Source organism: Anaerococcus murdochii, assembly GCF_019957155.1.
GTDB lineage: Bacteria > Bacillota > Clostridia > Tissierellales > Peptoniphilaceae > Anaerococcus > Anaerococcus murdochii.
Window position 1 is genome coordinate 1,813,203 of record NZ_JAIPME010000002.1, and the last position, 26,263, is coordinate 1,839,465.

At 32.4% G+C, this 26,263-nt stretch carries 26 protein-coding genes and 1 tRNA gene; 6 read left to right on the plus strand and 21 right to left on the minus strand.

Annotated elements, in window-relative coordinates:
• Positions 1-21: 21 nt before the first annotated feature.
• The 12 genes from K8P03_RS09170 to K8P03_RS09225 form a co-directional block, all read right to left on the minus strand.
• Positions 22-372 (minus strand): type II toxin-antitoxin system PemK/MazF family toxin, encoded by a 351-nt coding sequence (locus K8P03_RS09170; RefSeq protein ID WP_223420384.1) that lies wholly within the window; start codon positions 370-372, stop codon positions 22-24.
• A complete protein-coding gene (gene alr, locus K8P03_RS09175; protein ID WP_223420385.1) occupies positions 362-1,480 on the minus strand; it encodes an alanine racemase in 1,119 nt (372 codons plus the stop codon). The genes K8P03_RS09170 and alr overlap by 11 nt, the downstream gene beginning before the upstream one ends.
• Before the next feature lie 2 nt (positions 1,481-1,482).
• Positions 1,483-2,661 carry an NAD(P)H-hydrate dehydratase gene (locus tag K8P03_RS09180; protein WP_223420386.1) on the minus strand — a complete coding sequence of 393 codons (1,179 nt, stop codon included), beginning with the start codon at positions 2,659-2,661 and terminating at the stop codon, positions 1,483-1,485.
• Positions 2,662-2,795: 134 nt separating this feature from the next.
• On the minus strand, positions 2,796-4,214 hold the full coding sequence (gene gatB, locus K8P03_RS09185) for an Asp-tRNA(Asn)/Glu-tRNA(Gln) amidotransferase subunit GatB (protein WP_223420387.1): 1,419 nt from the start codon (positions 4,212-4,214) through the stop codon (positions 2,796-2,798).
• Positions 4,204-5,616: an Asp-tRNA(Asn)/Glu-tRNA(Gln) amidotransferase subunit GatA gene (gene gatA, locus K8P03_RS09190; RefSeq protein WP_223420388.1), complete on the minus strand. Its 1,413-nt coding sequence runs from the start codon at positions 5,614-5,616 to the stop codon at positions 4,204-4,206. The genes gatB and gatA overlap by 11 nt, the downstream gene beginning before the upstream one ends.
• A gap of 8 nt (positions 5,617-5,624) precedes the next feature.
• A complete protein-coding gene (gene gatC, locus K8P03_RS09195; RefSeq protein WP_223420389.1) occupies positions 5,625-5,903 on the minus strand; it encodes an Asp-tRNA(Asn)/Glu-tRNA(Gln) amidotransferase subunit GatC in 279 nt (92 codons plus the stop codon).
• A 1-nt stretch (position 5,904) separates the two neighbouring features.
• Entirely contained in the window at positions 5,905-7,908 is a 2,004-nt protein-coding gene (gene ligA / locus K8P03_RS09200; protein WP_223420390.1) for an NAD-dependent DNA ligase LigA, read from the minus strand.
• Between the two features lie 2 nt (positions 7,909-7,910).
• The gene (locus K8P03_RS09205) at positions 7,911-10,106 is read right to left on the minus strand and encodes an ATP-dependent helicase (RefSeq protein WP_223420391.1); all 2,196 of its coding nucleotides are present in this window, start codon (positions 10,104-10,106) and stop codon (positions 7,911-7,913) included.
• A 54-nt stretch (positions 10,107-10,160) separates the two neighbouring features.
• Positions 10,161-10,475 (minus strand): YerC/YecD family TrpR-related protein, encoded by a 315-nt coding sequence (locus K8P03_RS09210; protein WP_223420703.1) that lies wholly within the window; start codon positions 10,473-10,475, stop codon positions 10,161-10,163.
• 12 nt (positions 10,476-10,487) lie between these two features.
• Positions 10,488-11,120: a type 1 glutamine amidotransferase gene (locus K8P03_RS09215; protein ID WP_223420704.1), complete on the minus strand. Its 633-nt coding sequence runs from the start codon at positions 11,118-11,120 to the stop codon at positions 10,488-10,490.
• Between the two features lie 5 nt (positions 11,121-11,125).
• Positions 11,126-12,448, minus strand: coding sequence for a Mur ligase family protein (locus K8P03_RS09220; RefSeq protein ID WP_223420392.1), 1,323 nt, complete (start codon positions 12,446-12,448; stop codon positions 11,126-11,128).
• Positions 12,449-12,485: 37 nt separating this feature from the next.
• Positions 12,486-12,755 (minus strand): acylphosphatase, encoded by a 270-nt coding sequence (locus K8P03_RS09225; protein ID WP_223420393.1) that lies wholly within the window; start codon positions 12,753-12,755, stop codon positions 12,486-12,488.
• Positions 12,756-12,843: 88 nt separating this feature from the next.
• Between K8P03_RS09225 and K8P03_RS09230 the strand changes: the two genes are divergently transcribed.
• Together K8P03_RS09230 and K8P03_RS09235 are read left to right on the plus strand one after the other, a co-directional pair.
• Positions 12,844-15,375 (plus strand): heavy metal translocating P-type ATPase, encoded by a 2,532-nt coding sequence (locus K8P03_RS09230; protein ID WP_223420394.1) that lies wholly within the window; start codon positions 12,844-12,846, stop codon positions 15,373-15,375.
• 3 nt (positions 15,376-15,378) lie between these two features.
• Positions 15,379-15,654, plus strand: a complete 276-nt coding sequence (locus tag K8P03_RS09235; protein ID WP_223420395.1) for a metal-sensing transcriptional repressor — start codon at positions 15,379-15,381, stop codon at positions 15,652-15,654.
• 45 nt (positions 15,655-15,699) lie between these two features.
• On the opposite strand, the gene K8P03_RS09240 is transcribed toward K8P03_RS09235, so the two are convergent.
• A complete protein-coding gene (locus K8P03_RS09240) occupies positions 15,700-16,200 on the minus strand; it encodes a QueT transporter family protein (RefSeq protein WP_223420396.1) in 501 nt (166 codons plus the stop codon).
• A 126-nt stretch (positions 16,201-16,326) separates the two neighbouring features.
• Here K8P03_RS09240 and K8P03_RS09245 point away from each other — a divergent pair, with 126 nt between their 5' ends.
• From K8P03_RS09245 to K8P03_RS09255, 3 genes are all read left to right on the plus strand, one after another.
• Positions 16,327-17,202 carry a C39 family peptidase gene (locus K8P03_RS09245; protein ID WP_223420397.1) on the plus strand — a complete coding sequence of 292 codons (876 nt, stop codon included), beginning with the start codon at positions 16,327-16,329 and terminating at the stop codon, positions 17,200-17,202.
• Between the two features lie 57 nt (positions 17,203-17,259).
• Positions 17,260-17,335 (plus strand) — tRNA-Lys (locus tag K8P03_RS09250).
• Positions 17,336-17,510: 175 nt separating this feature from the next.
• Complete coding sequence (locus K8P03_RS09255) at positions 17,511-18,248, plus strand: ECF transporter S component (RefSeq protein WP_223420398.1); 738 nt, start codon at positions 17,511-17,513, stop codon at positions 18,246-18,248.
• Positions 18,249-18,286: 38 nt separating this feature from the next.
• Here the strand turns inward: K8P03_RS09255 and K8P03_RS09260 are convergent, their stop codons facing one another.
• Positions 18,287-18,589 (minus strand): DUF4298 domain-containing protein, encoded by a 303-nt coding sequence (locus K8P03_RS09260; RefSeq protein WP_223420399.1) that lies wholly within the window; start codon positions 18,587-18,589, stop codon positions 18,287-18,289.
• A complete protein-coding gene (locus K8P03_RS09265) occupies positions 18,579-19,502 on the minus strand; it encodes a serine hydrolase domain-containing protein (protein WP_223420400.1) in 924 nt (307 codons plus the stop codon). The genes K8P03_RS09260 and K8P03_RS09265 overlap by 11 nt, the downstream gene beginning before the upstream one ends.
• Before the next feature lie 81 nt (positions 19,503-19,583).
• Between K8P03_RS09265 and K8P03_RS09270 the strand changes: the two genes are divergently transcribed.
• Entirely contained in the window at positions 19,584-20,774 is a 1,191-nt protein-coding gene (locus K8P03_RS09270; RefSeq protein WP_223420401.1) for a M20 metallopeptidase family protein, read from the plus strand.
• 43 nt (positions 20,775-20,817) lie between these two features.
• On the opposite strand, the gene K8P03_RS09275 is transcribed toward K8P03_RS09270, so the two are convergent.
• The 6 genes from K8P03_RS09275 to tpiA all read right to left on the minus strand — a co-directional run bounded on the left by K8P03_RS09275 (position 20,818) and on the right by tpiA (position 26,254).
• Positions 20,818-21,252 (minus strand): GNAT family N-acetyltransferase, encoded by a 435-nt coding sequence (locus tag K8P03_RS09275; RefSeq protein WP_223420402.1) that lies wholly within the window; start codon positions 21,250-21,252, stop codon positions 20,818-20,820.
• 5 nt (positions 21,253-21,257) lie between these two features.
• Entirely contained in the window at positions 21,258-21,698 is a 441-nt protein-coding gene (gene smpB / locus K8P03_RS09280; protein WP_223420403.1) for an SsrA-binding protein SmpB, read from the minus strand.
• Positions 21,679-23,799, minus strand: a complete 2,121-nt coding sequence (gene rnr / locus K8P03_RS09285) for a ribonuclease R (RefSeq protein ID WP_223420404.1) — start codon at positions 23,797-23,799, stop codon at positions 21,679-21,681. The genes smpB and rnr overlap by 20 nt, the downstream gene beginning before the upstream one ends.
• 54 nt (positions 23,800-23,853) lie before the next feature.
• Complete coding sequence (gene secG / locus K8P03_RS09290) at positions 23,854-24,081, minus strand: preprotein translocase subunit SecG (protein ID WP_223420405.1); 228 nt, start codon at positions 24,079-24,081, stop codon at positions 23,854-23,856.
• 106 nt (positions 24,082-24,187) lie between these two features.
• Positions 24,188-25,480: a phosphopyruvate hydratase gene (gene eno / locus K8P03_RS09295; RefSeq protein ID WP_223420406.1), complete on the minus strand. Its 1,293-nt coding sequence runs from the start codon at positions 25,478-25,480 to the stop codon at positions 24,188-24,190.
• 21 nt (positions 25,481-25,501) lie between these two features.
• Positions 25,502-26,254 carry a triose-phosphate isomerase gene (tpiA, locus tag K8P03_RS09300; RefSeq protein ID WP_223420407.1) on the minus strand — a complete coding sequence of 251 codons (753 nt, stop codon included), beginning with the start codon at positions 26,252-26,254 and terminating at the stop codon, positions 25,502-25,504.
• Positions 26,255-26,263 lie beyond the last annotated feature (9 nt).

Consider the following 26,263-nt stretch of genomic DNA (forward strand, 5'->3'; position numbering starts at 1 on the left):
TTGTTTATAGGACTGGTTTTTTTAATCTTGTTCAATCGCTAGAGAAATTCCAATAGCTTCATCAATTTTATTCATGATATCAGCAGAGAATGTTCCTATTTTTTCCCTAAGCCTAGTTTTGTCTATTGTTCTTAATTGTTCCATAAGGGCTACAGAATTTTTAGGTAAGCCGTATTTATTACCCTTTAATTTTACATGAGTCGGAAGTTTCGCCTTATTCATTTGACTTGTCACAGGTGCAACAATAATTGTAGGCGAATATTTATTTCCTATATCATTTTGAACTACAATAACAGGTCTTACTCCTCCCTGCTCACTACCAACTACCGGAGAAAGATCTGCGTAATATAAATCTCCTCTTCTAACTTTCATTTAATTCTCCTAAATAATCACGCGCTTCAATCACTTCTCCGTTTTTTATGTAAATCCTCTTAACTCTCATTGATATATTTGTCATTAACTCATAGGAAATAGTGCCTATTAAGTCAGCATCTCTATCTATGTCCCTATATATTTCTACTTTTTCACCAATCTTAACATCAAGTCCACTTACATCAACCATCATCTGATCCATGCAAACCCTGCCTAATACCTTACAAGCTTTACCTTTTATGTAAACTTGACCTTTATTTGAGAATAACCTATTGTAACCATCTGCATATCCAATAGCAACTGAGGCTACCTTCATTGGTTTATCACTTACAAAAGTTCTTCCATAGGAAATTGGAGTGCCAGCCTCTATCTCTTTGACAAAATGAACATATGTATAGAGTTTGAAAATTTTCTCTAGTTCTATTTCTGTATTATCTTTAACCACTATTGACGGATATAAGCCATAAAGAGATATACCAACTCGGTTCATTCCCTTAAAGATTTTTTGTCTTATAGTAGCTGCAGAGTTTGCAAGATGTACAAATTCAAAAGCAAAATCATCTTTAACTTGGTCAATAATCCTATCAAATATTTCCTCTTGCTTAATAGTAAAGCTATTATCTTCTTCGTCAGCTGTTGCAAAATGGCTAAAAGCAGAAATTATATCTATATTTTTTAAATCTTTTAACTTCTTGATTTGGGAAATTTCATCTTCCCTAAAACCAATCCTACCATGGCCTGTATCTAGGACAACATGACCTCTTATTTTATAGCCTAATTTATTTATTTCTTGGGCTAAACCAAAGTCATATATTGAAATATCAATGTCATTTCTAGAACATTTTTCTATATCATCTAAACCTACATATCCTAATATTAAAATTGGCTTTATTATACCTGCTCGTCTTAGCAAAAGTGCTTCGCTTAGTCTTGCTACAGCAAAATAATCAACTATATCTTCTATTTCTCTACAAATCACATCAGAACCAAGGCCATATGCATTAGCTTTGACTACTGCGCAGAATTTAGAATTTTCGCTTATTTTTTTTATTTTTAATATATTATTTCTAATTTTATCTATATTAATTTCTAAATATGTTTCTTGCATACCTACCTCAAAAGTCGGATTGCCTTTGGTAAATAAGCTATAATATCACTCGCAATTAAGGATTCCTCGCATAAATCAGCACTTGCCAAATCACCAGCAAGGGAATGTAAATAGACACCAAGTCTTGCTGCATCAAATTCTTCCAGTATTGGCAAAAGTCCAGAAATAATTCCAGTTAAAACATCACCACTACCAGCAGTTGCCATACCAGGGTTTCCAAGCTTATTTATATATAACTCATTACCGTCTGTTACTATAGTTTCTTCAGATTTTAAGACAAGAATAATCCCATATTTTTTTGCAAAATCTTTTGCATTACCAATCCTATCAGCATTAATTTCACTAATTGATAAGCCACTTAATCTCGAAAATTCTTTCAGATGTGGGGTTAGGATTATATTTTTTTTATGTAGAACGGACTTATCTTTAGCTACCGCGTTTAATCCGTCTGCATCGATTATAATTTTGCCATCAAAATTATTTATTATATTACCAATAAGTTCATTTAAACTTGAATCTTGTCCCATTCCTGGACCAATCGCAAGAACGTTCTTATCATCTAAGTATCCTAAAATCTGCTTAAATATAAGTTTATTATACTTTAAATTATAAGAATCAATAGTTTTTATTATCTGCTCACAAGACTTAATTTGCAAAATATCACTTATAGATGAAGGCACAAGTAGATAAACAAGACCAGCTCCAACCCTTAAAGCAGCAGAAGAAGCAAGGTAGCAGGAACCTGCCATACCCTCAGATCCACCCAAAATTGCAACCTTGCCGTAGTCCCCCTTATGACTAGTTTTTTTTCTAAGCGGCAAAATATCTTTCATCTGTTCAGAAATTTTTATTTTATTAACTTCATTATTTATGCAAATAGCAACAGCTATATCAGAGTCATGTGAAATTGACACTTCTGCATCAACTATATTTCCGTCAATTAAAATGAATGGCGTGTATGATTTGTGTTTTACTTCTATTTTCAGACTCTTTATATAGGATAAATCAAGATTATAAGCTTTTATAACCGCTTCTTTTAGAGCATAAATTCCAGCTAGAGTCTGAAAAGGGTTTTCTTTTTTAAAAGCATAAGAAAGCTCATATCTACTAAAGACTTTTTTTAGAAAATTATCTGATTTTCCCTTAATTTTATGTATAGAAATTATATCAATACCAATCATTACAAACCTGGCCTTTTTGTTTATTCTTTCTCACTAGAGAACTTATCATTACGCAAATTAAATATATTTTTAAATCCTAAAATCATTCTTTTATCAGTGTCTTCATTAGAAAAAGGGAAGCGCCTTAGCACTTCCTATTCTCCTAATTTTTCTTTTAGTAATTTATTGATTTCCTGAGGATTACCCTTACCTTTTGTCTTCTTCATAGCTTGTCCAACTAAGAAACCAAAGGCCCTATCCTTACCATTTTTGATATCTTCAATTGATTGAGGATTTTCGCGAAGAACTTCACTAACAATATCTTCTAGGAAAGAAGAATCTGAGATTTGTAGAAGGTTTCTTTCTTCTGCAAGTTTTTCTGGATTCTCATTAGAAGTATATATTTCTCTTAACAATTTTTTTGCTACATTATTATTGATCTTGTTATTCTTAGCAAGGTTTATCAATTTTGCAAAATTTTCTACAGATAATGCCATATTATCTGCTGTTTCTTCGGCTTCGTTAAGTCTTCTAGATAATTCAGTTAGGATCCAATTTGCTGTTGTATTTGAATCTTTAACTAATTTATCAGTTGATTCAAATAAACTTGCAAGATTCCTATCATGGCTTAATAGGTTTGCATCGTACTCAGAAAGTTTGTAATCTTTCATATATCTAGCTTGTTTTTTACTTGGAAGTTCTGGTAAGTTCTCTCTAAAATTTTCAATAAATTCATCAGATAGGTAAATATCTGGTATATCACCATCAGCAGAAAACCTATAGTCATTGCCTACTTCTTTATTTCTCATATGGATAGTTTCAAGCTCGATATCATCCCATCTTCTGGTTTCTTTAACACCTGTTTGACCTTTTTCAAGAAGTGCAGTCTGTCTTTGAACTTCAAAAGTAAGGGCGTTTTCTATAGCCCTTATTGAGTTAATATTTTTAATCTCAGCTATTTCTGTTCTAAAACCTGATTCTTCGTCCTTGATATTTACGTTTACGTCAACACGCATAGATCCTTCCGCCATTATACAGTCAGAAACACCAAGGAATTTTAAAGTAGATGCAAGAGTTTCAACAAACTCTCTTGCTTCTTCTGGTGATGACATATCTGGATCTGTAACTATTTCAATTAAAGGAACTCCCGCTCTGTTATAATCCATAAGAACTGTGTCATCATCGTTATGGTTTGACTTACCAGTATCTTCTTCCATATGAATTTCTCTAATGTTTATGTGTTTGCCGCTTGTAAGTTCAAGGTAGCCTTCGTAAGCATATGGCTTTTCAAATTGGGTTAATTGGTAGCCCTTAACAAGGTCTGGGTAAAAATATTTTTTCCTATCAACCTTTTGGTCATTTCTAATCTTGCAATTAAAAGCAAGACCTGCCATTACAGCGTATTCCACAGCTCTTTTATTCATTTGTGGAAGTGTGCCTGGATGGCCTAAACATATTGGACAAACATTTGTATTTGGAACTGCTCCGAATTCATTTTTACAGGAGCAAAACATTTTTGTAGCTGTTGATAACTCAACGTGGATCTCAAGACCTATTATTGTTTTAGTTTTCATTTAAACTCCTTAAAAATTCTTCGCCAGCATTTAATAATTTGCTATCTTCATTTGCATTTGCAATAAATTGAACTGATCCTGATATACCCTCCCTAACAGGGACTGATAAACCACACATGCCTGAAAGATTTACAATAACATTAAAACCATCAGATTTAAAATCACTCAAAGGATCCATATAATCATCATCAAGAGATGGTGGTAAGTTTGTAACAGTTGGAGTAATAATTAGGTCGTAAGTTTCAAAAACTTCTTCTAATTCTTTTTTAATTAAAGTTCTAAGTTTAAGGCCTTGTTTAAAAACTCTCTGATTATCATCAGCGGATAGGTACATAGTTCCAAGGGCAATTCTTCTTTGAACTTCCTCACCAAGACCTTCTGTTCTTGAATTTATAAATAATTCTTCAACGGAGGTGTAATTATCACTTTGATATCCAAACCTAATTCCGTCAAACCTTGACATGTTTGATGATACTTCGCTAGACATAACTACATTATAAACTTGGTTAGCATAATTAGAATACTTTAAATTAATAGGAGCTAAGTCTGCACCTAGTTTTTTAAGTTCATCTAGAGCAAAATTGTAATCTTTTACAACAGTAGGGTCGATATCCTTATGCATCTCGTCATCTGCAGGAATATAGGCAATTTTTTTGCCTTTAAAATCATAATTTTCAATTTCATACTTATAATCATCAAGCCTTACTGTCATATCGTTTGAATCTGGTCCTTCTATTGTTTGAGAAACAGTTCTTACATCCGAAACATTTCTAGCAAATACAGACACTTGGTCTAAAGTGTTAGCCATTGAAACGACACCATTTCTACTCATCATTGAATATGTTGGTTTGTAACCAATAATATTACAATAACTCGCTGGACATCTTACAGATCCACCGGTATCAGTTCCTAGTGCTACAAGGACATCTTCTTTGGCAACAGCCGCTGCTGAACCTGATGATGATCCGCCTGTTACTCTTGATTCATCAATTGGATTTTTTACTGGACCATAAACTGAGGTTTTGCCCCTCGCACCCATAGCAAATTCATCCATATTTGTTTTTGCTATAATAATTGCATCTTCTTTTAAAAGATTTTCTACAACCTTGGCATCAAACATAGGCCTAAAATCTTTAAGCATTTTTGACGCACAGGTCATATTCATATTTTTATATGAAATATTATCCTTAACTGCAACTGCAATACCGAAAAGTGAACCTAAATCTTCTCCTTTTTCTAATTTCTCGTCAAGTTCTCTAGCTCTTTTTAGAGAATCTTCTTCATCAAAGGTGATGTAGGCGTTTGTCTTGTCATTCTTAATTTTTTCAAGTATATTTTTTGTGTTTTCTTCGACACTAATTTCTTTGTTTTTATATTTTTCTATAATAGCTTTTATATCCATTATTGCTCCTATAGTTTCCAATCTAATCTAAAATAACCATATTCAGTATCTTTGGCATTCTCTAAAGCTTTTGACCTAGCTAAGGATTCTTTTGGTGAATCTTCTCTAAAAATAGCCTTATGAGTCTTGATATATTCAGTCATTTCAACATCTTCTGTATCAACTTCAAAGATTTGTTCAATAAAATCTAAGACCCTGTTAAATTTTTGGGCAATTATTTCTTTATCTTGATTTTCCAAACTTAAATGGCTTAGGTTATAGATTCTCTCTACTTCTTTTACGTCCATCCTATTCTCCTTTTAATTCAGCTAAGAAATCATATAATTTCTCACCTTCATATATTTCTACACTTAACTCTATAGCCTTATCTTTCTTAGAACCAGCTTTTTCTCCTGCAAGAACTATGTCTGTGTTTTTAGAAACAGATCCTCTTACATTTGCGCCATTATCTTCAAGCATTTTCTTAATATCATCCCTATTGTAACCATCAATAGTGCCTGTAATTACAAAATTAATTCCATCTAATTTATTAGAATTATTTGAATCTCCACTTGGGTTATTAAGTTTGATGCCTTTAGATAAAAGAATATCTATAGAATCTACTATATTTTTATCATGAAAAAATTCTACTATATTTTCTCCAGTAATTTCCCCGATATCGTCAATCTCTACTAATTCATCTACTTTTGCATTCCTCAATTTATCAAAAGATTTAAATTTGTTTGCTAAATCTCTTGCTGTTCTCTCTCCCACATTCGGAATTCCTATAGCATAAATAAATGCATTTAAATCTCTATTTTTGCTATTTTCTATAGCTTCTAGTAGGTTCTGGGTTTTCTTTGGCCCAAACCTTTCAAGTTTTATTAACTCATCATAGGTCAAATCATATATATCATAAATTTCTTTTATACCTAATTCTTCTATAAGTTGGCCAATGGTTTTTTCTGATAAGCCTTCTATATCCATAGCATTTCTTGAAGCAAAATGTTCCATCCTAGCTAGAAGCTGAGGAGTACATGAAATGGAGTTAGGGCAAACAATGTGGACTTTTTCCTGAATTAAATCGCTATGACAGTATGGACAATGAGTTGGTTTTTCAATTTTTCTTGTCCCTGGTTGGTCTTCATCAACAACGCCTAGAATTTCAGGTATAACATCATTTGACCTTCTAATGAAGACATCAGATCCAATCCTTACTCTCTTTCTTTCAATATCGTCGTAGTTATTTAGAGTTGCTCTAGATACTGTAACCCCAGAAAAATCAACAGGCTCAAGAATTGCAGAAGGTGTTACCTTTCCAGTTCTTCCTACATTCCAAACTACATCAAGGAGTTTTGTAGTAAATTCTTCTGCCTCGAATTTATAAGCAATAGACCACCTTGGAAATTTTTCTGTAAAGCCAAGCGCTCGTTGAGTTTTCTTGTCATTTATTTTTATTACTACCCCATCTGTTAGTACATCTAGAGTTTTTCTCTCCTTTTCAATCCTTTCAAGCTCTGAGATTATTTCATCTAAGCTTTTAACTTTTTTATGGTAAGGATGAACATTAAGCTTCATTTCTTTTAAAAACTCTAGCATCTCTTCTTCATCTTTGAAATCAAGATTATTAGTTGGAACGGCATAAAAATATGCAGTAAGTCTTCTTTTTGCAGTTTCTTTGGTATCAAGGTTTCTGATAGCGCCAGCTGCAGCATTTCTTGCATTTTTAAGCTGGATTTCATTTTCCTTGTTATACCTAGCTAGCTCTGACAATGGCATTAGAGCCTCACCTTGAATTTCAAGAAGCGACTTTTCCTTAATTGTAAAAGGAATAGACCTAATTGTCTCTGCCTGGGCCTTTACTTCTTCTCCAACAATACCATTTCCTCTAGTAGCCGCAGTTTTAAGTATACCATTTTCATAAGTAAGGTTTATTGTAAGACCATCAAACTTATATTCCATAATAAATTCTAAGTCTGGAAGTTTCTCTCCGCTAGTTTCTTCATAAGTTTCTTTTAATCTCTGACACCTTTCAATCCAGTCTTTTAGTTCATCATAGGACTGAGCCTTGTCCTGGCTTAGAAGCCTTGTAATGTGAAAATGCTTTTCAAACTTGTCTAAAATTTGCCCTCCAACTCTATTTGTTGGTGAATTTTCTGGTATATAATTAAGCTCTTTCTGTAATTTCACTAAACTATCATAAATTTTGTCGTATTCGCCATCAGAGACTAAAGGCTTGTCGAGAGTATAATAGTTATAATCAAGGTCATTGATTTGTTCTATTAAATTATTAAGTTCATCAAATTTGTTCATATCTATACCTTTTTTATTGGCGCATAATCTTGATTCAGTTTTTTAAGTCCTTTTTTATCAAAAGCAATTATCAATTCATTGCCATCTGGACTTTCCTTTACCTGAACGACCATTCCCCTACCCCATTTACTGTGTTCAACAGTATCTCCTACCAGGTAGGTTGAGTCATCTTTCTTTAAAGGCTTTTTCTTTAAATCAAGAATAGATTGTCTGGCCTTTTCTCTCATATAGTCTTCATTCATTGCTCGTTCATATGATCTAGTATTATATTCAATAAAATCTTTATTGGCCTCTTTATGAATTAAATCCTTGATTTCATCTAGAAAACGAGATGGCTTGTAATAATTTACTTTGCCATAATTTCTCCTCATTTGAGAACTAGTCATATAAAGCTTTTCTTCTGCACGAGTTATTCCTACGTAAAAAAGTCTACGTTCTTCTTCAAGATTTCCTTCATCCAGACTTCTCTTTCCTGGAAAGAGTCCTTCATCAAGACCCACTATGAAGACAATTGGAAACTCAAGTCCCTTAGCTTGATGCATGGTCATTAGGGATACAGATTCTAGACTTTCTTCAGTCTTATCTATTTCTGACAAAAGGGAGAGATTTTCTAGATAATCTCTTAGGGAGTCTCCAGGATTTGACTCCTGATAGTCAGCTGCGGAAGAAATAAACTCATTAATATTGTCAATTCTTGCTCTATCTTCTACAAGAAGTGATTTTTCAAGAGTTCTTAAATATCCAGTCTTACCAAGTACATCATTAATTAGATCCACAATCTGATACTTATCAACATTTTTAAAAATATCTTCGAGAGGCTTATAAAATTTATCTGTTAATTTTCTTAGTCTGTCTGTTAAAAGTACTGAAAAATTTGGATCTATTATCAAATCCAACATAGAAATGCCATGGCTAGTTGCAATTTTTTCGATTTGCTCGATAGACTTATCGCCAATCCCACGTTTTGGTTCATTAATAATCCTTTTTAGGCTTACATCGTCCTTGCTGTTTACCAAAATATTTAGGTAGGCAATTAAATCTTTGATTTCTTTTCTGTCGTAGAATTTAAGTCCACCAACCACCTTATAGTCAATTAGATTTTTCAATAAAGCTTCTTCAAAAGGTCTTGATTGGGCATTGGTCCTATAAAGAATAACAATATCACTCTCTTTATGGCCTTCTTTTAATAGATCTTTGATTGTATCTATCACAAACTTACTTTCTTCGCTTTCTACAGATGTCTCTTTGTATATGATATCTGATCCATCGCCCTTATCTGTCCAAAGATTTTTTTCTTTTCTTTCTAAATTATTTGCAATTAGTTTATTTGCAGCATTTAAAATCTTTGATGTAGACCTATAGTTTTGTTCAAGCTTGATAATTTTTGTATTTAAAAAGTCTTTTTCAAAATTCAGAATATTTCTAATATCAGCTCCTCTAAAAGAATAAATTGATTGGTCAGCATCACCAACTGCAACTACATTTTGTTTCTTTCCAGAAATAAATTTTATTAATTCATATTGGGAGTTATTTGTATCCTGAAATTCATCTACAAAAATATAATCAAATTTATCTTGGTAGTATTTAAGTGTATCTCTATCTTTAGCAAAAAGATCTAAAACTTTTTCTATTAAATCATCAAAGTCTAAAGCGTTGTATTCATACTTCTTTTTCTCATATACTTTGAAAATTTCTGCGATTTCATCAGCATTTTGCATATAGAAATTCATTTTTAAAAAATCTGCAGGACTTAAAGACTTATTTTTAGCATTAGAAATGATGCTCTGAGCAAGCCTTGGATTTATATCATCCTTATATCCCAATTCTTTTATAATATCCCTTATAAGAGTTCTCTGGTCTTGTGTATCATAAATTGTAAAATTATTTGAATAACCAATCTTATCTATATTCATTCTAAGGATTCTGGCGCATATTGAATGAAATGTCCCAATCCATAGATAGGATACATCCATATCAAGTAGATTGCTTACCCTTTCTTTCATTTCGTTTGCAGCCTTGTTAGTAAAGGTAATGGCTAATATATTTCTAGGATCTACAGATTCTTCTTTTATTTTGTAGGCAATACTCGATGTAAGGACGGAAGTTTTCCCGCTTCCAGCTCCTGCCAAAACCAAAAGAGGTCCATCCTTATGTAAAACAGCTTCTTTTTGCCTATCATTTAACCTATCTAAATTCATCTACACATCCTTCCTTAACCATAACATTATACCACAAAAAAAGAGTAAGTGGCCTTACTCTTTTGATTCTTTCAAATCTTTTTCAATTAGTTTCTCAAGAACTAGGTCATAACCGCCTGCACCATAGTTTAGAGATCTGTTAACTCTAGATATAGTTGCTGTTGATGCTCCAGTCTCTTCCTCAATTACTGAATATGTTTTTCTAATCTTAAGTAGTTTTGCTACATGAAGTCTTTGAGAAATAGATTGAATTTCTCTTGCCGTACATATATCAGTAAAAAATTGATAACATTCTTCAACGTCTTTGAGCATTAAAATTGCTTCAAATAATTCATCTGCTTCTTGTGTTCTTAGTTTTGATTCACTCATCATATTTGCTCCTTATAAAATTATTTCTATGATTTTTTTGCACAAATTCTCATTTCTGGCTAAAATCGGACCGTGCAAGTATGTCCCAATAGTGTTTTTATATATAAAACCTTCAGTCTTATCTTCTCCATTGTTGCCATTTCCTTCAATTACAGTTCCAAATGGTTTTTGATTATCAGATAGAAAAGTCCTTCCACCATGATTTTCAAATCCTAAGCATGTTTCATCAAATTTTTCTACATAAATTTGTATCTGACCTGTGAAACGATTCTTGGAATCTTGATTTAATGTGTAATGGTCAAAAATATTTAAACCATCAATTTTTTCTCCTTCAGCATTGTAGTAATACTTACCCAATAGTTGGTATCCTCCACAAATAGCTAGGAATAAACCATTGTTATTTATATATTTAACTAGTTCTTTCCTTTTTTTTAGAAGATCATCTTTTACTATTGACTGCTCGTAATCTTGGCCACCACCAAAGAATACAAAATCATAATCATCGCTCTTAAAATCATCGCCAATTGATACAATCTTTCTTTCGGAATCTATACCCTTTTTTTTAAGTTCGTACTCAAAAGCCATTAAATTTCCAACATCTCCATAGGTATTTAAAAGGTTACCATATAGGTGGCATATTCTTATCTTTCTTATAAGGCAAGCACCTCCCTTAATTTAAGCATTGCTGTATAGGTTGAAAATATATAGATATTATCCGTCTTAGCATTTTTAATAATATTTTTTATATCTTCTTCAAAATCAAATTCCTTGATTTGTCCATTGAATATTTCCGCTATTTCAAGTCTTCTTTTCATATCTTTTTTTCTCTTGCCAGATACATATACATCTCTTATATCTAAATTTCTTAGTTTTTCATAATACGAATCATAAATCCAACTTACATCAAGTCCATCAGCGTAATTGTCATTTAACAAGCAAATAAGACTTACTGGTTTTTCCTCAAGCATAACAAGATCTATAACCTGGTTTAACCCAGTTGGATTTTTAACTAAATTAATGACAAGATTTTTACCAAAAATATCTACATTTTCTTGCCTACCGAAGACATTTTTTTGTTTTTTTAATCCCATACATATCTCTTCATAAGTAAGTCCTAATTCATAGGCAACTGAAACAGCTGTCAGGGCGTTATAAATATTATAAACCCCGCCAACATTGACTTCATATGGCTTGCCAGAAATTTCAAACTTAGAATGATTAGGATCAAGACTTGAGATTTTTTCTATTTCATACCTTATTTCAGGCGATTTAAAATCACAGTTAGGGCAAGTAAAATCTCCCAAGGAAGAATAATTTACTGTCCTATATTTGAGTACGCTGTGACAAGATGGACAAAGTATACCATCCGAGTTGAATTCAGCATCTTTATCATAGCCTTTGTTTTCATCAGCTCTGATTCCAAAATAAATTGGATCAAACTTTTTTAAATTATCATATGAGAAAACTGGTAAATCACCATTAGCAATTATTTTTGCGTTTGGCATAAGGTCGAGACCTTCTAGTATCTTATCTAGTATATTATAAATCTCGCCAAACCTATCCATCTGATCCCTGAAAATATTTGTAAGTGCAACATAATCAGCCTTGATATATTTACCAATCCTAACTATGTTTGCCTCATCGACTTCAAGAACTGCTACAGTCTCCTTATCAGCAGGGTTATCAAGTAAGGATGTGATTATTCCTTGAACCATATTTGACCCAGATTCATTAGTTAGAACTATCGGGTAATGTTCTCTTAGGATAGATACTAGAAAGTGGGTTGTCATAGTTTTGCCATTCGTACCTGTAACAAAAATAAACTTAGTATTTTTAGATAATTCCTTTAATATGTCCTTATCTAATTTATAAGCTATATAACCAGGTAGGGATGTTGCTTTCCTATTAAATAACTTTAATGTACTTCTAATTGATTTGGCTAATACTTTAACCCATTTGCTTTTTAAACTCATGCAACTATTATATCCTTTTTTTACCAATATTTCAATATTAATAAACTATTTGAAAGTCATATTCTCCATCTATTACAGAAACTTCATCAATATTTTTGCTGTCTATGATTGCAAAGTTTATATTTTCAAGTCCTTTTAAAAAATTCATAAGCTGATTTTCATTTCCCTGGATACAAACTTCTACACTACCATCATACATGTTCCTAACAGTTCCCGTAACACCCAGCCTATCCGCTAGCATTTTTACTTGAAACCTAAAGCCTACTCCTTGGACCCTACCTTTAAAAATAATATGATATCTTTTCATATTTACTCCTTTAATACATTATACTTGACAAACTCTATTCAGTAAATATAGTTTATATATACCCCCTAGGGGTGTGAAAGGAGGTTTAATGAAACAAAAATTTGACGTTTATGGGATGACTTGTGCTTCTTGCCAGGCAGCTGTAGATAGGGCTGTGAAAAAACTTGGTGTTAATGAAGTGAATGTAAACCTTATAAATGAATCAATGAGTGTAGAATACGATCCAAATAAAATTTCAGATAGCGATATCATTGAAGCAGTTTCAAGAGCAGGCTATGAGGCTAGGCTTAAAAATAAAGGACAATCATTTAAAAATGAAAAGGAAAACTTAAAAGAACTTGAAGAAGATAATACAAAGTTTAGGCTAAAGGTATCCTTTTTCTTCATGATTATCCTAATGTATGTTGCAATGGGACCGATGATAAGTCTACCTATTCCAAGTTTTTTATTAGGAAGTCAAGGTGCTATAAATAATGCCTTTGTTCAATTCTTATTAACTATTCCCGTAATATTTGTTAATAGAAAGTTTTTCATATCAGGTTTTAAGTCACTTAAAAATAGAAATCCTAATATGGATGCTCTTATAGCCATGGGATCATCATCCGCCCTAGTGTATGGGATTTTTGTAATTATGAGAATGGCCCATGCCGCGGGTCTCGGTGATTTTGAAACTATTGATTCTTATAGGCACAACCTATATTTTGAATCTTCAGCAATGATTCTTACATTGATTACTCTAGGAAAATATTTTGAAGCAAGAAGTAAGGGAGAAACCAAGGCTTCATTGAAAAACCTAATGGATCTTGCTCCAGAAAAGGCAAGGATAATTAGAAACAATGTAGAAGTTGAGATTGACTCTGCTGATATTGAAAAGGGGGATATTATTGTTATAAGACCTGGTGAAAGAATCCCTGTAGATGGAGAAATTATTGAAGGGTCTTCCCTAGTTGACGAAGCAGCTATCACAGGTGAATCAATACCCATCAATAAAACTATTGGAGATGAAGTAATTTCTGCAACAATTAACAAGCAAGGTTCCTTTAAATTTAAGGCAACTAGAGTTGGTGAAGATACAACTCTCTCCCAGATTATTAGCCTTGTAAATGATGCGAATGAAACCAAGGCACCTATAGCAAAACTTGCTGATAAAATTTCTGCAATTTTTGTACCTGCTGTAATAGTTATTTCATTAATAACTTTCATTGGCTGGTATATAATTAGTAAGGATTTCGAATTTGCGTTAAATCTTATGATTTCAGTACTTGTTATATCATGTCCATGTGCTCTTGGGCTTGCAACACCAATGGCAATCATGGTTGCTACAGGTAAGTCAGCTGAACTTGGATTATTGTTTAAAAATGCAGAAAGTTTAGAAAACCTACACAAGGTAGATTCTATCTTGCTTGATAAAACAGGAACAATCACAGAGGGAAAGCCAGTAGTTACTGACATAATTACGAAAATTGATGAAAAATCTTTCCTAGAAATTGCTGCATCTTTAGAGCATTTATCAGAACATCCCCTATCTGACGCTATTAATACTTACGCATCAGAAAAAAATACACATATTATTCCAGTAGAAGATTTTGAATCTATTGTCGGAAGAGGTATTAAGGGGAAAATTGATAATAATCTTTACTATGCTGGTAACCTCAGGCTTATGGAAGAGAATAATATAAATTTAGATAATTATAAAGAACTAAACAACAAACTTTCCAAAGATGGCAAGACTTCAATGTATTTTGCAAATGATATAGAAGTTATAGGCTTAATCGCAGCAAAAGATATGGCTAAAGATTCTTCTAAAATTGCTATAGATACTCTAAAAAAAGAAGGATTCGAAATTACCATGGTTACTGGAGATAATGAAATTACTGCAGAATCCATTAGAAAAAACCTAAACATCGATAAAAAATTTGCTGAAGTACTTCCACAAGATAAGGATAAGGTTGTAAAGACACTCCAAGCAGAAGATAAAAAAGTTGCAATGGTTGGTGACGGTATAAATGATGCCCCAGCCCTTGCAAGAGCTGATATTGGTATAGCGATTGGTAAAGGATCAGATGTTGCAATTGATTCTGCCGATGTAGTTTTGGTTAAGAATAGTTTGTTAGACCTTGTAAAATCAATTGACTTATCAAGGGCAACAATAAAAACTATAAAAGAAAACTTATTCTGGGCTTTCTTTTATAATATTATCCTAATCCCTCTCGCTGCAGGTCTCTTGTATCCAAAATTTGGTCTAACTTTAAATCCAATGTTTGCTGCGCTAGCAATGAGTTTCTCTTCGGTATTTGTATGTCTAAACTCACTTAGACTTAGAGGATTTAAGTCAAAGGCAGAATCATATTCAAATGAAACAAATAATAAAAACGAAATTCTAAAGGAGAATGAAATGAACGAAGTAAAAAAAATGATAGTAAATGTTGATGGAATGAGCTGCAATAACTGTGCTAAGCATGTTAAAAATGCTCTAGAAGATATTGATGGTGTAAGCGAAGCTATTGTGAACCTTGAAAAGAAAAATGCCGAAATATCTTACCAAGGTGATATAGATGAAAAAGTAATAAGTGATGCTATTAACGAAGCTGGTTACGAATATAAAGGCCTTCAAAAGTAGTAAATGAAAGCTGATAAAGTTAAAACTATCAGAAAATTAAAAACTGTCAGTGGACAAATTGATGGTTTGATAAAAATGATTGAAGACGATAGGTATTGTATTGATATATCTAATCAAGTTATGGCCTCCATTTCAATTCTAAAAAATATAAATAAGGATGTTTTAAGAGGCCACCTTGAACATTGCGTTTACGATAGTCTTAAGCAAAAAAATGAAGAAGATATAAAAGATAAAATAGATGAGATAGAAAAAATTATCGATAAACTTAATAAGATTTAGGATATAGAAAACTCCTCTGGTCCATGTGACCGGAGGAGTTTTTTCTTAAAAATTATAAATATATGACATGAATCCATCATTTTTTTCAAGTATCTTAAATAGCAATACACCGATAATTGAAACCATAACAAATTCACTTAACATAAATTGCATCAAAAGTACGAAAAATACTTCATCACTAGCTAAGATTAGCCAAGTTCCAATAGCAGGTACTGAAACTAATAAAACTGGAAATATTGATGCAATGTATAGATTTTTAGCTCTTTGTATTAATATAAAAGCTATATATGATGAAAGTGTCCCAAATACAACGTCAAATAACATCATTGGACTAAATAAATTTGCTATAGCACATCCTAAAACAAGTCCTGGTATAAATCTCTTGTTATAAAATACTAATAGTACCAAAATTTCACTAAACCTAAATTGAATTGGACCATAGGACGCAACTGGCAATAAAAGTGTCAATACAGCATATAAAGCTGCTACACCTGCAGACTTAACTAAAAAATTAGTATCGTCTAAACTAATAAACTTTTCTTTCATTTTTTTCTCCTTGATTTTTTTTAGTAATGGGTGCCAAGAAACATTACCCGTATATTATATGCGAAAAATAAAAATTTTAAAGTTTTATTTAATTGAAGCAAAAATTATTTCTAGTAAAATGTAACTATGAAAAAGCTATTAATAGTACTTCTATCTCTATTTAGCCTAACATCTTGTTCTAAAGGACCTGATATAGATATCAAAGGCTTCATAGATGAAGAAAGTGTAAAAATAATTGAAGATTTAAAATCTTTAGCCAGCGACACCTTTAAAAGAAAAGATTTCCTAGACTTTGAATACGAAGTTAAACCAAAGAAAAAATCTGAAGTTAAAGAAGATTTGATAAAAAATGTTGAAGAGGCAGCAAAGAAAGACAAAAAAGCCGAGTGGGTCTATGATAATTTTTATAATCTGGACAATGTTGACGCATATTTAACTGGTAATGATCCAGATACTATAGAATTCGTATACAATAAGAACCATAATTTTACCGACTTCAATTTTTATAAGGGTGAATCTGTAAAGCTAAAAAGAAAAACCCCATATTTTATCCAATGGGATAATAGGTGGGCTTATGATACACTCTACCCTACCAACATAGGTATTTCTGGTTGTGGACCAACATCAATGGCCATGATTATGTCTAGAATGACTGGTAATTTAATCTACCCAAATGAGATGGCTAAGAAAGCTTCCAAATTTATGAATGACGGTGGGATGGATTGGGCATTTATCGATCACATTTCAAAAGAATACAAAATTAAAGTTGAAGACGTTAACCTAGATAAGGATAAAATGATTAAGGCACTAGAAGAAGGTCCCTTATTAATATCTGTTGGTAGAGGATACTTTACTCTCTATGGTCATATATTAGTGATCGATTCCTATAAGGACGGCAAATTTATTATAAATGATCCAAATAGCGTAAAAAATTCTATCATAGAATGGGACTATAACGATATCTCAGACCAAATTCTAAAAATTTGGAAATTTTCAAAATAAAAACTTGACAGAAGCTATATCTGGTGTTATACTATAAAGGTAGTCAACTGAAAGTATGCACCATTAGCTCAGCTGGTAGAGCACCTGACTCTTAATCAGGGCGTCCAGGGTTCGAATCCCTGATGGTGCACCAAATATTAAAATTAGAAGGCAATCGCCTTCTTTTTTTGTATTTATTTTCTTAGAATTCATTTTGAAAATTTCTAATTTTATAAATTAAAATAAATTATTAATTTTTTATCAATTAGACCTTTACTTTTCATTTTTCGTCGTATAATATAAGAAAGTTTGAGATTTAGGAGGAATTAATGAAATTAGAAACAAAAAATCTCACCACTGTTGGTATTCTGGGCTCAATTGTTATAATGCTTGGCCTAACTCCCCTAGGATTTATCCCTCTAGGCATGCTATCTATAACTAGCTTACATATTCCTGTAATAATTGCGGGCATCCTTCAAGGACCTGTTGTAGGCGGCCTAGTTGGCATGATATTTGGTTTTTTCTCTCTATTTAATGCAATGACTAGACCAGGGCCAATATCTTTCGTCTTTTATAACCCGCTTATTTCTATATTACCTAGAATATTGATCGGTGTGGTCACTGGACTAATCTACAAGGCTCTTAAGGATAAGGATAATAATAAACTTCGTTTATTTATGAATATTTTTTGGTCTGTAATTGTAATTATCCTTAGCTATGTAACTATAAAGTCCTTTATGACAGAAGTAGCATTAATAAATAAAATATTTTCAGTTATATTTTTACTAATTGCTTGTACTATGCTTTACTTATCTGTCAAAAATAAAAAGGCAAATTTTGCTATAGCTGTCAGCTCCTTTATGGGAACTCTAACTAACTCAGGTCTAGTACTAGGTCTAATTTATATCCTATATGCGCAAAAATATGCTGAAGCTATTGGTATTAGTCCAGATCTTGCAGCAAAAACTATTTTTTCTGCCTTTGTCACAAATGCTATACCAGAAGCTATTGTTGCAATCCTTGTAGCAAGCGCTGTTGTAACTTCATTTAGCAAAAGAAGAAGATAAGAAAAATGCACTCTCGCCTTAAGCTTGAGTGCATTCTTTTATTTCTGTTGAATCATTTTATTAGCAAGGTCTAAAAATCTTAGGGCAAGATAATAATCATCTCCCATAAGATCATATATTGCATCTTCAGATAAAATTCCTTGATTAATTGAAGAATCAATCTTTCCTTGATTTGAGTCATCGTAATCTTTTTTAAATTGATCGCTGTAGTAATATTCAACGAGCTTATTAAAATCTTTCCTGTCATTTTCAAGCTTGTCTAATAACTCGTTAACTTTTTCTATAAGGTCTTTGTAGTTTTCATAAGTTTCTGTGTGCTTTTTTAAATAATTATAGTCCATTGTATTCCTTTCTAAAATCTTGAATAATAGTAGTAATTTGACCCTTTATAAGAGGCGCCTTATTAGAGTCCCCTCCGTTTGTAGTCACTATGATAATACCCTCTTTTTCTAAAAATATAACATATTGGCCACCAGTACCTGATGCATAAACAAGATCGTCTTTTCCAGTCCAAAGGCTATATCCATAGTAATCATCTGATAAAGCAGACCTATCTATATAATCTTTGTCGTTTTTGTATAATCTTGATGACATTTTTCTTATCCAGCTTGAGGAAACAATCCTCTCCCCTTCATACAATCCCTCATTTAATATAAGTTTTCCTAAATTTAACAAGTCTCGCGAGTTTAAATATAATTTGCTAGCACCTACAAGATACTTACCGTATCTTTCCCAGCTAGGAGTTGAAATATCTAGTTTTTTAAAAAGATTTTCATTTATGAAGTCATATAGATCAAAACCAAGATATTCTTGCATTGTAGCCGATAAAACATAGTAACCAGCATTAGAATACAAAAACTCCTCACCTGGCTCAAAATATAATGGGTATGACAAGGCATAATCTAAAAGAGAATTTTTATCCAAATCCCCTATTTCCTTACTCATTAAAATTATATCCCTATATCCCATTGTGTGAGTCAAACAATCTCTAACACGAATATTTTTTAGCTTTGGAATATTTTTCTTATTAGATATATTAACCTTATCCTTTAAAATATCATAAATAAGTGTATCCTCATTAAAATCACCATTTGATTTGTCAATTAGAATACCGCAAGCAAGGCTAGTTACAAACTTAGCTATTGACCTTATATTAATTTTTTCTTCATTTATTTCTTCAAATAAAATTCCCTTGTCTTTGGAATAAATTATTAGAGAATCCATCTCAATTTTATCTATCTTATTAATTTTCATTTCCACCTCTCTTCTACTATACAAGACAAATTTTCTAAATAAAGAAATACTAATATGTTATAATAAAACCAGGAGATTTATATGAATTTTTTAGAATTAGCAAAAGAAATTGAAGATAAAATTATATATGATAGAAGAAAACTTCATCAAATTCCAGAGCTTGAGTTAAACCTTCCAAAGACAAGTGCTTATATTTGTAAGAGACTAGATAGAATGGGAATCTCTTATGATAAACTCATTGGTGGTAATGCCATTATCGCCTATATAGGAAATTACAAAGAAAAATGTATAGCAATTAGAGCTGATATGGATGGTCTAGAAATCAAAGAGGAAACTGATTTGGAGTTTAAATCCCTCCATAATGGCCTTATGCACGCCTGTGGCCACGATGGCCATGTTGCTATGGCATTAGGTGCATGTGAACTTTTAAAGGCTAATGAGGATAAATTAGGAGGCTTAGTCAAGGTATTTTTCCAACCAGGAGAGGAAATACCTGGCGGCGCAGAACCTATGATAAAAGAAGGGTGCATGGAAAATCCAAAAGTAGATAGGATTGTCGCTATTCATGAAGGAGGATTATTTGGAGAATATCCTAAAGGTACCATCGCTATTAAAAAAGGAGAAATGATGGCAAGTATGGATGCCTTCACCTTAAAAATTATTGGTAAAGGAGGCCACGGCGCAAGACCAGAATCATTTATAGATCCTATTTCAATTATAAGTGAGATTAACAATGCCTTTTATAAGATAATTTCTAGAGAGATTGACCCTTTAAACCCATCCTTAATTTCTGTCTGTCAAATTCATGGAGGTGTCAACCAAAATGTCATTCCTGATGAAGTCTTTGAAGAAGGGACCGTTAGATGCTTTAATGATGAAACTAGAGATTTTCTTGAAAATAGGATGAAAGAAGTATCTGTAAATATTGCCAAAGCCTATAGGGCTAAGGTAGAATTCACTTATAAAAGATACTACCCATCATTAATAAATGATGATGATTTTACAGATTTTGTAAAACGAACTGCAACAGACTTATTTGGAAGTGAAGAAGTGATAAATCTTAAAAATCCAACAATGGGTGCTGACGACTTTGCCTTTTTTCTAAAAAAAGCAAAAGGAACTTACATTTCATTAAATAATCTAAAACCGCATTCTGATGGACAAACTTATCCTCATCATTCATCAAAGTTTGATATATATGAAGATACACTTTATCTTGGAAGCAGTCTTTTGGCCGAAGTTTGTTATAGGTATTTAAACAATTTGCAATAAAATAAAAATCCTCTACTTAGTATTTACTAAATAGAGGAATTTTTTATATAAACTTACTCATGATTAATAAGTTATTTGTCTTCTCAAATGAAAATTTTTCATAAAAATTTAAGTGCTTGGCATCATTTACGCTCATTAATTCAATCATACTTACGTCCCTATTCAATAATTGCTTTTGAAGTTCACTAATGAATAAGGTCCCAAGTCCTTTATTTTGATAATCTTTAAAAACTACGATTTCTTCTAGGAAATAAGATTTTAAATCATCATATTCTTTAATATAGCCCATCAAAAATCCTGTATAGAGGCCATTAACTTCTTGAATAAGGCAATAAGAGTCAGGAGTAAGCAATACTTGCCTAATCCTTTTGTTGGCTTTCTCAAATGTCCAAATTCCATCTTCATTTTCATTATAATATCTTACGTAAAGACTTGTAATAATATCCAGATCTTTTTCGCTCATTCTAAAATAATTCATAACTTTTAGTAATTCTTAAGAGCTCTTTCCATACGCCTCTTATCGTCTTTTCTCTTGATTGATTCTCTCTTGTCGTACATTTTTTTACCCTTAGCAAGAGCAATTTCAATCTTTACAAGACCATTATTTTCATAAACTTTAAGTGGTACTAGGGTATAACCGTCAACTGTTTTTTTGCCTATAAGTTTATTTATTTCTTTTTTGTGGAGCAAAAGTTTTCTGGTCCTTGTTGGGTCTATTTTATCGAATCCTTCTGTATATGGAGTCACATGCATACCATAAACAAACATTTCACCCTTTCGGTCAGAAATGAAAGCTTCTTTAATCGAAACCTTGCCAGCTTTTATAGATTTTACTTCGCTTCCTTTTAGTTCAAGTCCTGCCTCGTATTTTTCTTCTATAAAATAATCATGAAAGGCTTTTTTATTATTGGCTAATAATTTCATCTTCATCCTCCAAATAAAAGTCTATTTCTCTTTTAACTAGGTCGACATTTATAACTTTTATCCTAACTTCTTGGCCGATTGAATAATATTTCTTAGAATCAACATCAAAGGCTCTCAGACTGTCTTCGAAAAAGTCATACCTGTGATCAGAAAACTTATACATAAATAAGCCTTCTACTGTATTTTCAAGCTCTATGAACATACCAAATTCAGTTATAGATGAAATCCTACCATCAAAGATATCTCCAATAAAACGTGTCATATATTTACACTTCATTAAATCTTCTACAGCTCTTTCGGCTTCCTCGCTTCGCCTTTCTGTAATTGATAGATGATCAGCAGCTTGTTCAAGATTTGATTCAAGACTCGTTTGATTTACCTTACTTAATTTATTTTCTATGAAATATTTTAGTATCCTATGAACTATTAGGTCAGGATACCTTCTTATAGGGGCTGTAAAATGGGTGTAGAACTTGGTAGAAAGACCGAAATGTATATCATTATAATTTGCATACTTGGCCTTTTTCATTGTCCTAAGCATGAGCATATTGATTATTTTCTCTTCTTTCTTTCCCTCTACTTCTTTTAAAATATTTTGGAAATCTTTTGGATGAAGGTCATTTCCCTTTATATTATAACCCATGGCATTTAAGGCTCTTTTAAAGCCCTCAAGTTTTTCTTCGCTTGGTTTTTCGTGGATCCTGTAAATAAAAGGAAAATCCATATAGGCAAATAAACTTGCTACAGTTTCATTTGCTATAAGCATAAATTCTTCAATCATCTTATTACCAGGGCCTCTTTCAAGAGCTTCAATATTTAAAACTTTACCAGTTTCTGATACATCGATTTGGCTTTCCTCAAAATTAAAGTCAATTGATCCACGATTATCTCTTGATTTTCTTAAAATTTTATAAATTTCATTAAAAAGCCTTAATTTTTCTTTTAGAATCTCATCATCGTAGATATCATTATCACCTTCTAAAAAGTCATTTACATCGTCATAAACAAGTCTCTTATCAGATTTAATAAAAGATTCATAAAAATTATTATTTACAACCTTACCCTTCTTATCAATAGTCATTTTTGCAGTAATAGCAAGTCGGATTTCACCTGGATTTAGAGAACAAATACCATTTGATAATTTTTCTGGAAGCATAGGGATAACTATATTATAAAGATAAGTAGAATTACCCCTTTCATAGGCATCATCATCAAGAGCTGTATGTCTTTTTACGTAATGGCTAACATCAGCTATATGGACATAAAGGTCATAATTGTCTCCATTTTTTTCTATAGAGATGGCATCATCAAAATCTTTTGAATCCCTGCCGTCAATTGTTACTGTAAAAAGTTCGCTGAGGTCTGTCCTGCCTATAAGTTCGTCTTCTCCTACTTCGTCACCTATAAACAAAAGTTCTTTCTTTGTTTGTTTTGAAAACTCAGTAGGGATTTTTTCCTGCCTTATTATTGATAAAACGTCTATATTTTTATCATTCTTACCGCCAATTATTTCAATTATTTTTCCTTCAGGATTCCCCGATTTTGGGTGTGAAATAATCTCGACAACTACCTTATCTCCATTTTTAGCACCTAGTGAATTATTTTTCTCTATATAGATATCATCAGGATGTGACCTATCATCAACTATTACAAATCCAAACTTTTTGCTCGCTTGATATGTCCCAATTAATTCCTCATTAGCTCTTTCTAATATTTCAGAAACTTCGCCCTCAGCATTCTTTGATGTTTCTTTTTGTCTGAGAATTTTAATCCTGACCTTGTCATTATTATGAGCCCCATTTAGCCTATCTCTTGAGATATAAACATCGTCAAAGTCTTTATTATCAGAAATAAAAAATCCATATCCTCCAGCTGCCATAGATATCTTGCCAATAAGATTAAGTTCATCATCTGTTAAAGGCATGATTCTTTTTTTATTTGATATTCTAATTTTATTTTCATTTACGAGTTCGTCTACAATGTCCTTAACAGCTGATTTTGTGTACCTATCAGCTTTTAAATAAATTTCTAATTCCTTCAAGGTCATAGGTATATAATCGTCATCGTATATTAAATTTAATATTAATTCTTTTATATTCATATCTACTCCTTACGACTCCTAATAAAAAAAGGAGTCAAAACCCTTGACCCCTTCCTAATTTATTGCTATAAATATTATACTTCCTAAAAATAAAAGTACTCCTCCAAAAATAACAACCTTGTCTAGCATTTCATTTTTTGATTTATGTGCACTTTTACCAAAAACATTTGTCTTTGTTCCAGACAAAGCTCCTAGTCCGTCAGTTTTAGGATCTTGTAATGTAACTGCAACTATAACTATTGCTGATGCAATCATCATAATTACTGCAAGCAAATTTGACATATAGACACCTCCGTTCATACTGTTTTATAATACCACAAATTGCCTTGTATTTCAATATTTATTAAAAAAGACTTGCTTCCTTAGAAGCAAGTCCTTAAAAATCATCTTATTTTAGGTTATAAAGAGCGTCTAGGCCTTTAAATCTAGCATCATCCCAAAGTTCATCTTCTATTCTTAGAAGTTGGTTGTATTTAGCAACTCTGTCTGTTCTTGAAGGTGCACCTGTTTTAATTTGGCCTGCGTTTACAGCTACTACAAGGTCAGCAATTGTAGTATCTTCAGTTTCACCAGATCTGTGAGAAACTATTGCAGTATATCCAGCTTCTTTAGCCATTTCAATTGCATTTAATGTTTCTGTAAGAGTACCGATTTGGTTAACCTTGATAAGGATTGCGTTTGCTACGCCTTCAGCTATACCTTTTTCAAGTTTCTTTGTGTTTGTAACAAATAAATCATCACCAACAAGTTGAACTTTCTTTCCAAGTCTTTCTGTAAGTTTTGCCCAACCTTCCCAGTCGTTTTCATCAAGACCGTCTTCGATTGAGATAATTGGATATTTATTTACTAATTCTTCTAACCAGTCAATCATTTCATCTTCTGTCTTAACTGTACCTTCTCCGTCAAGGTGGTATTTACCGTCTTCTTTGTTGTAGAATTCAGATGAAGCACAGTCCATAGCTATATAAACATCTTTTCCTGGTTCATAGCCAGCAGCTTTGATAGCTTCACAAATGATTTCTAGAGCTTCTTCGTTTGATTTAAGGTTTGGAGCAAATCCACCTTCATCACCTACAGCTGTGTTATATCCTTTGCTTGAAAGAACTGATTTTAGGTTGTGGAATACTTCCGTACCAATTTGAAGAGCGTGTGAAAAGCTTTCAGCACCTAGTGGGAAGATCATGAATTCTTGGATATCTACAGAGTTATCTGCGTGTTCACCACCGTTTAGGATGTTCATCATTGGTGTTGGAAGAAGTTTAGCGTTTGTTCCGCCAATGTAGTTATAAAGTGGCATACCAAGTTCATCAGCTGCTGCTTTTGCTGCTGCAAGAGATACACCAAGAATAGCGTTAGCTCCAAGTTTGCCTTTGTTTTCTGTACCGTCAAGTTCGATCATAGCATTGTCAATACCGATTTGATCAGTAACGTCAAAGTTATATTCAAGTTCTTCAGCGATAATTTCATTTACATTTTCAACAGCTTTAAGAACTGATTTTCCTTGGAAGTAGTCCTTGTCGCCGTCTCTAAGTTCTACAGCTTCCCATTCACCTGTAGATGCGCCTGATGGAACTGCAGCCCTACCAAAACCGCCAAGTTCTGTTTCAACTTCAACTTCTACAGTTGGGTTTCCTCTTGAATCGATAATTTGTCTTGCGTATACACTTGTAATTAAGCTCATTTATTTCTCCTTATAATTTTTTTATTTTTTAAAATTAACTAATTGTTCAAAATCACTTGCTTTAAGGCTTGCTCCACCTATTAGACCACCGTCAATATTTTCTTTAGCAAGTAATTCTTTTACGTTTGATGGTTTCATTGAACCACCATATTGGATTCTAATTTTTTCACTAGCTGCTTCGCTGTAAGTTTCTTTGATAAAGTTTCTGATAAAACCACACATATCATCCGCATCTTCTGCTGAAGCGGTCTTACCTGTACCTATTGCCCAAATTGGTTCATAAGCTATGATTACTTTTTCAATATCTGCTTCGCTTACATCTTTTAAATTCTTTGTTAATTGTTCTTTTACCTTTGCTTCGTGTTTGTTCTCTTCTCTTTCTTCAAGAGTTTCACCAACACAAAGAATTGGAACTAAGTCGTGTGCGAGAGCTGATTTTACCTTTTTATTTACAAGGCAATCACATTCTTTGAAGTATTCTCTTCTTTCAGAGTGACCGATAATTACGTATTTTGCCTTAACATCTTTAAGCATTAGTGGAGATATTTCACCTGTAAATGCTCCGCTTTCTTCAAAATACATATTTTCTGCACCATAATTAATATTTGTACCTTCAAGAACTTCTTGAGCTACAAGTAAATCTATGGCTGGTACACAAAATCCTGCTTCAACACTTGAATCAAGATCTAAAGCTTTGACTTCTTCTAGAAGTTGTCTCGCTTCACTAGGTGTCTTATTCATCTTCCAATTGCCAACTATTACTGGTTTGCGCATTTTGACTCC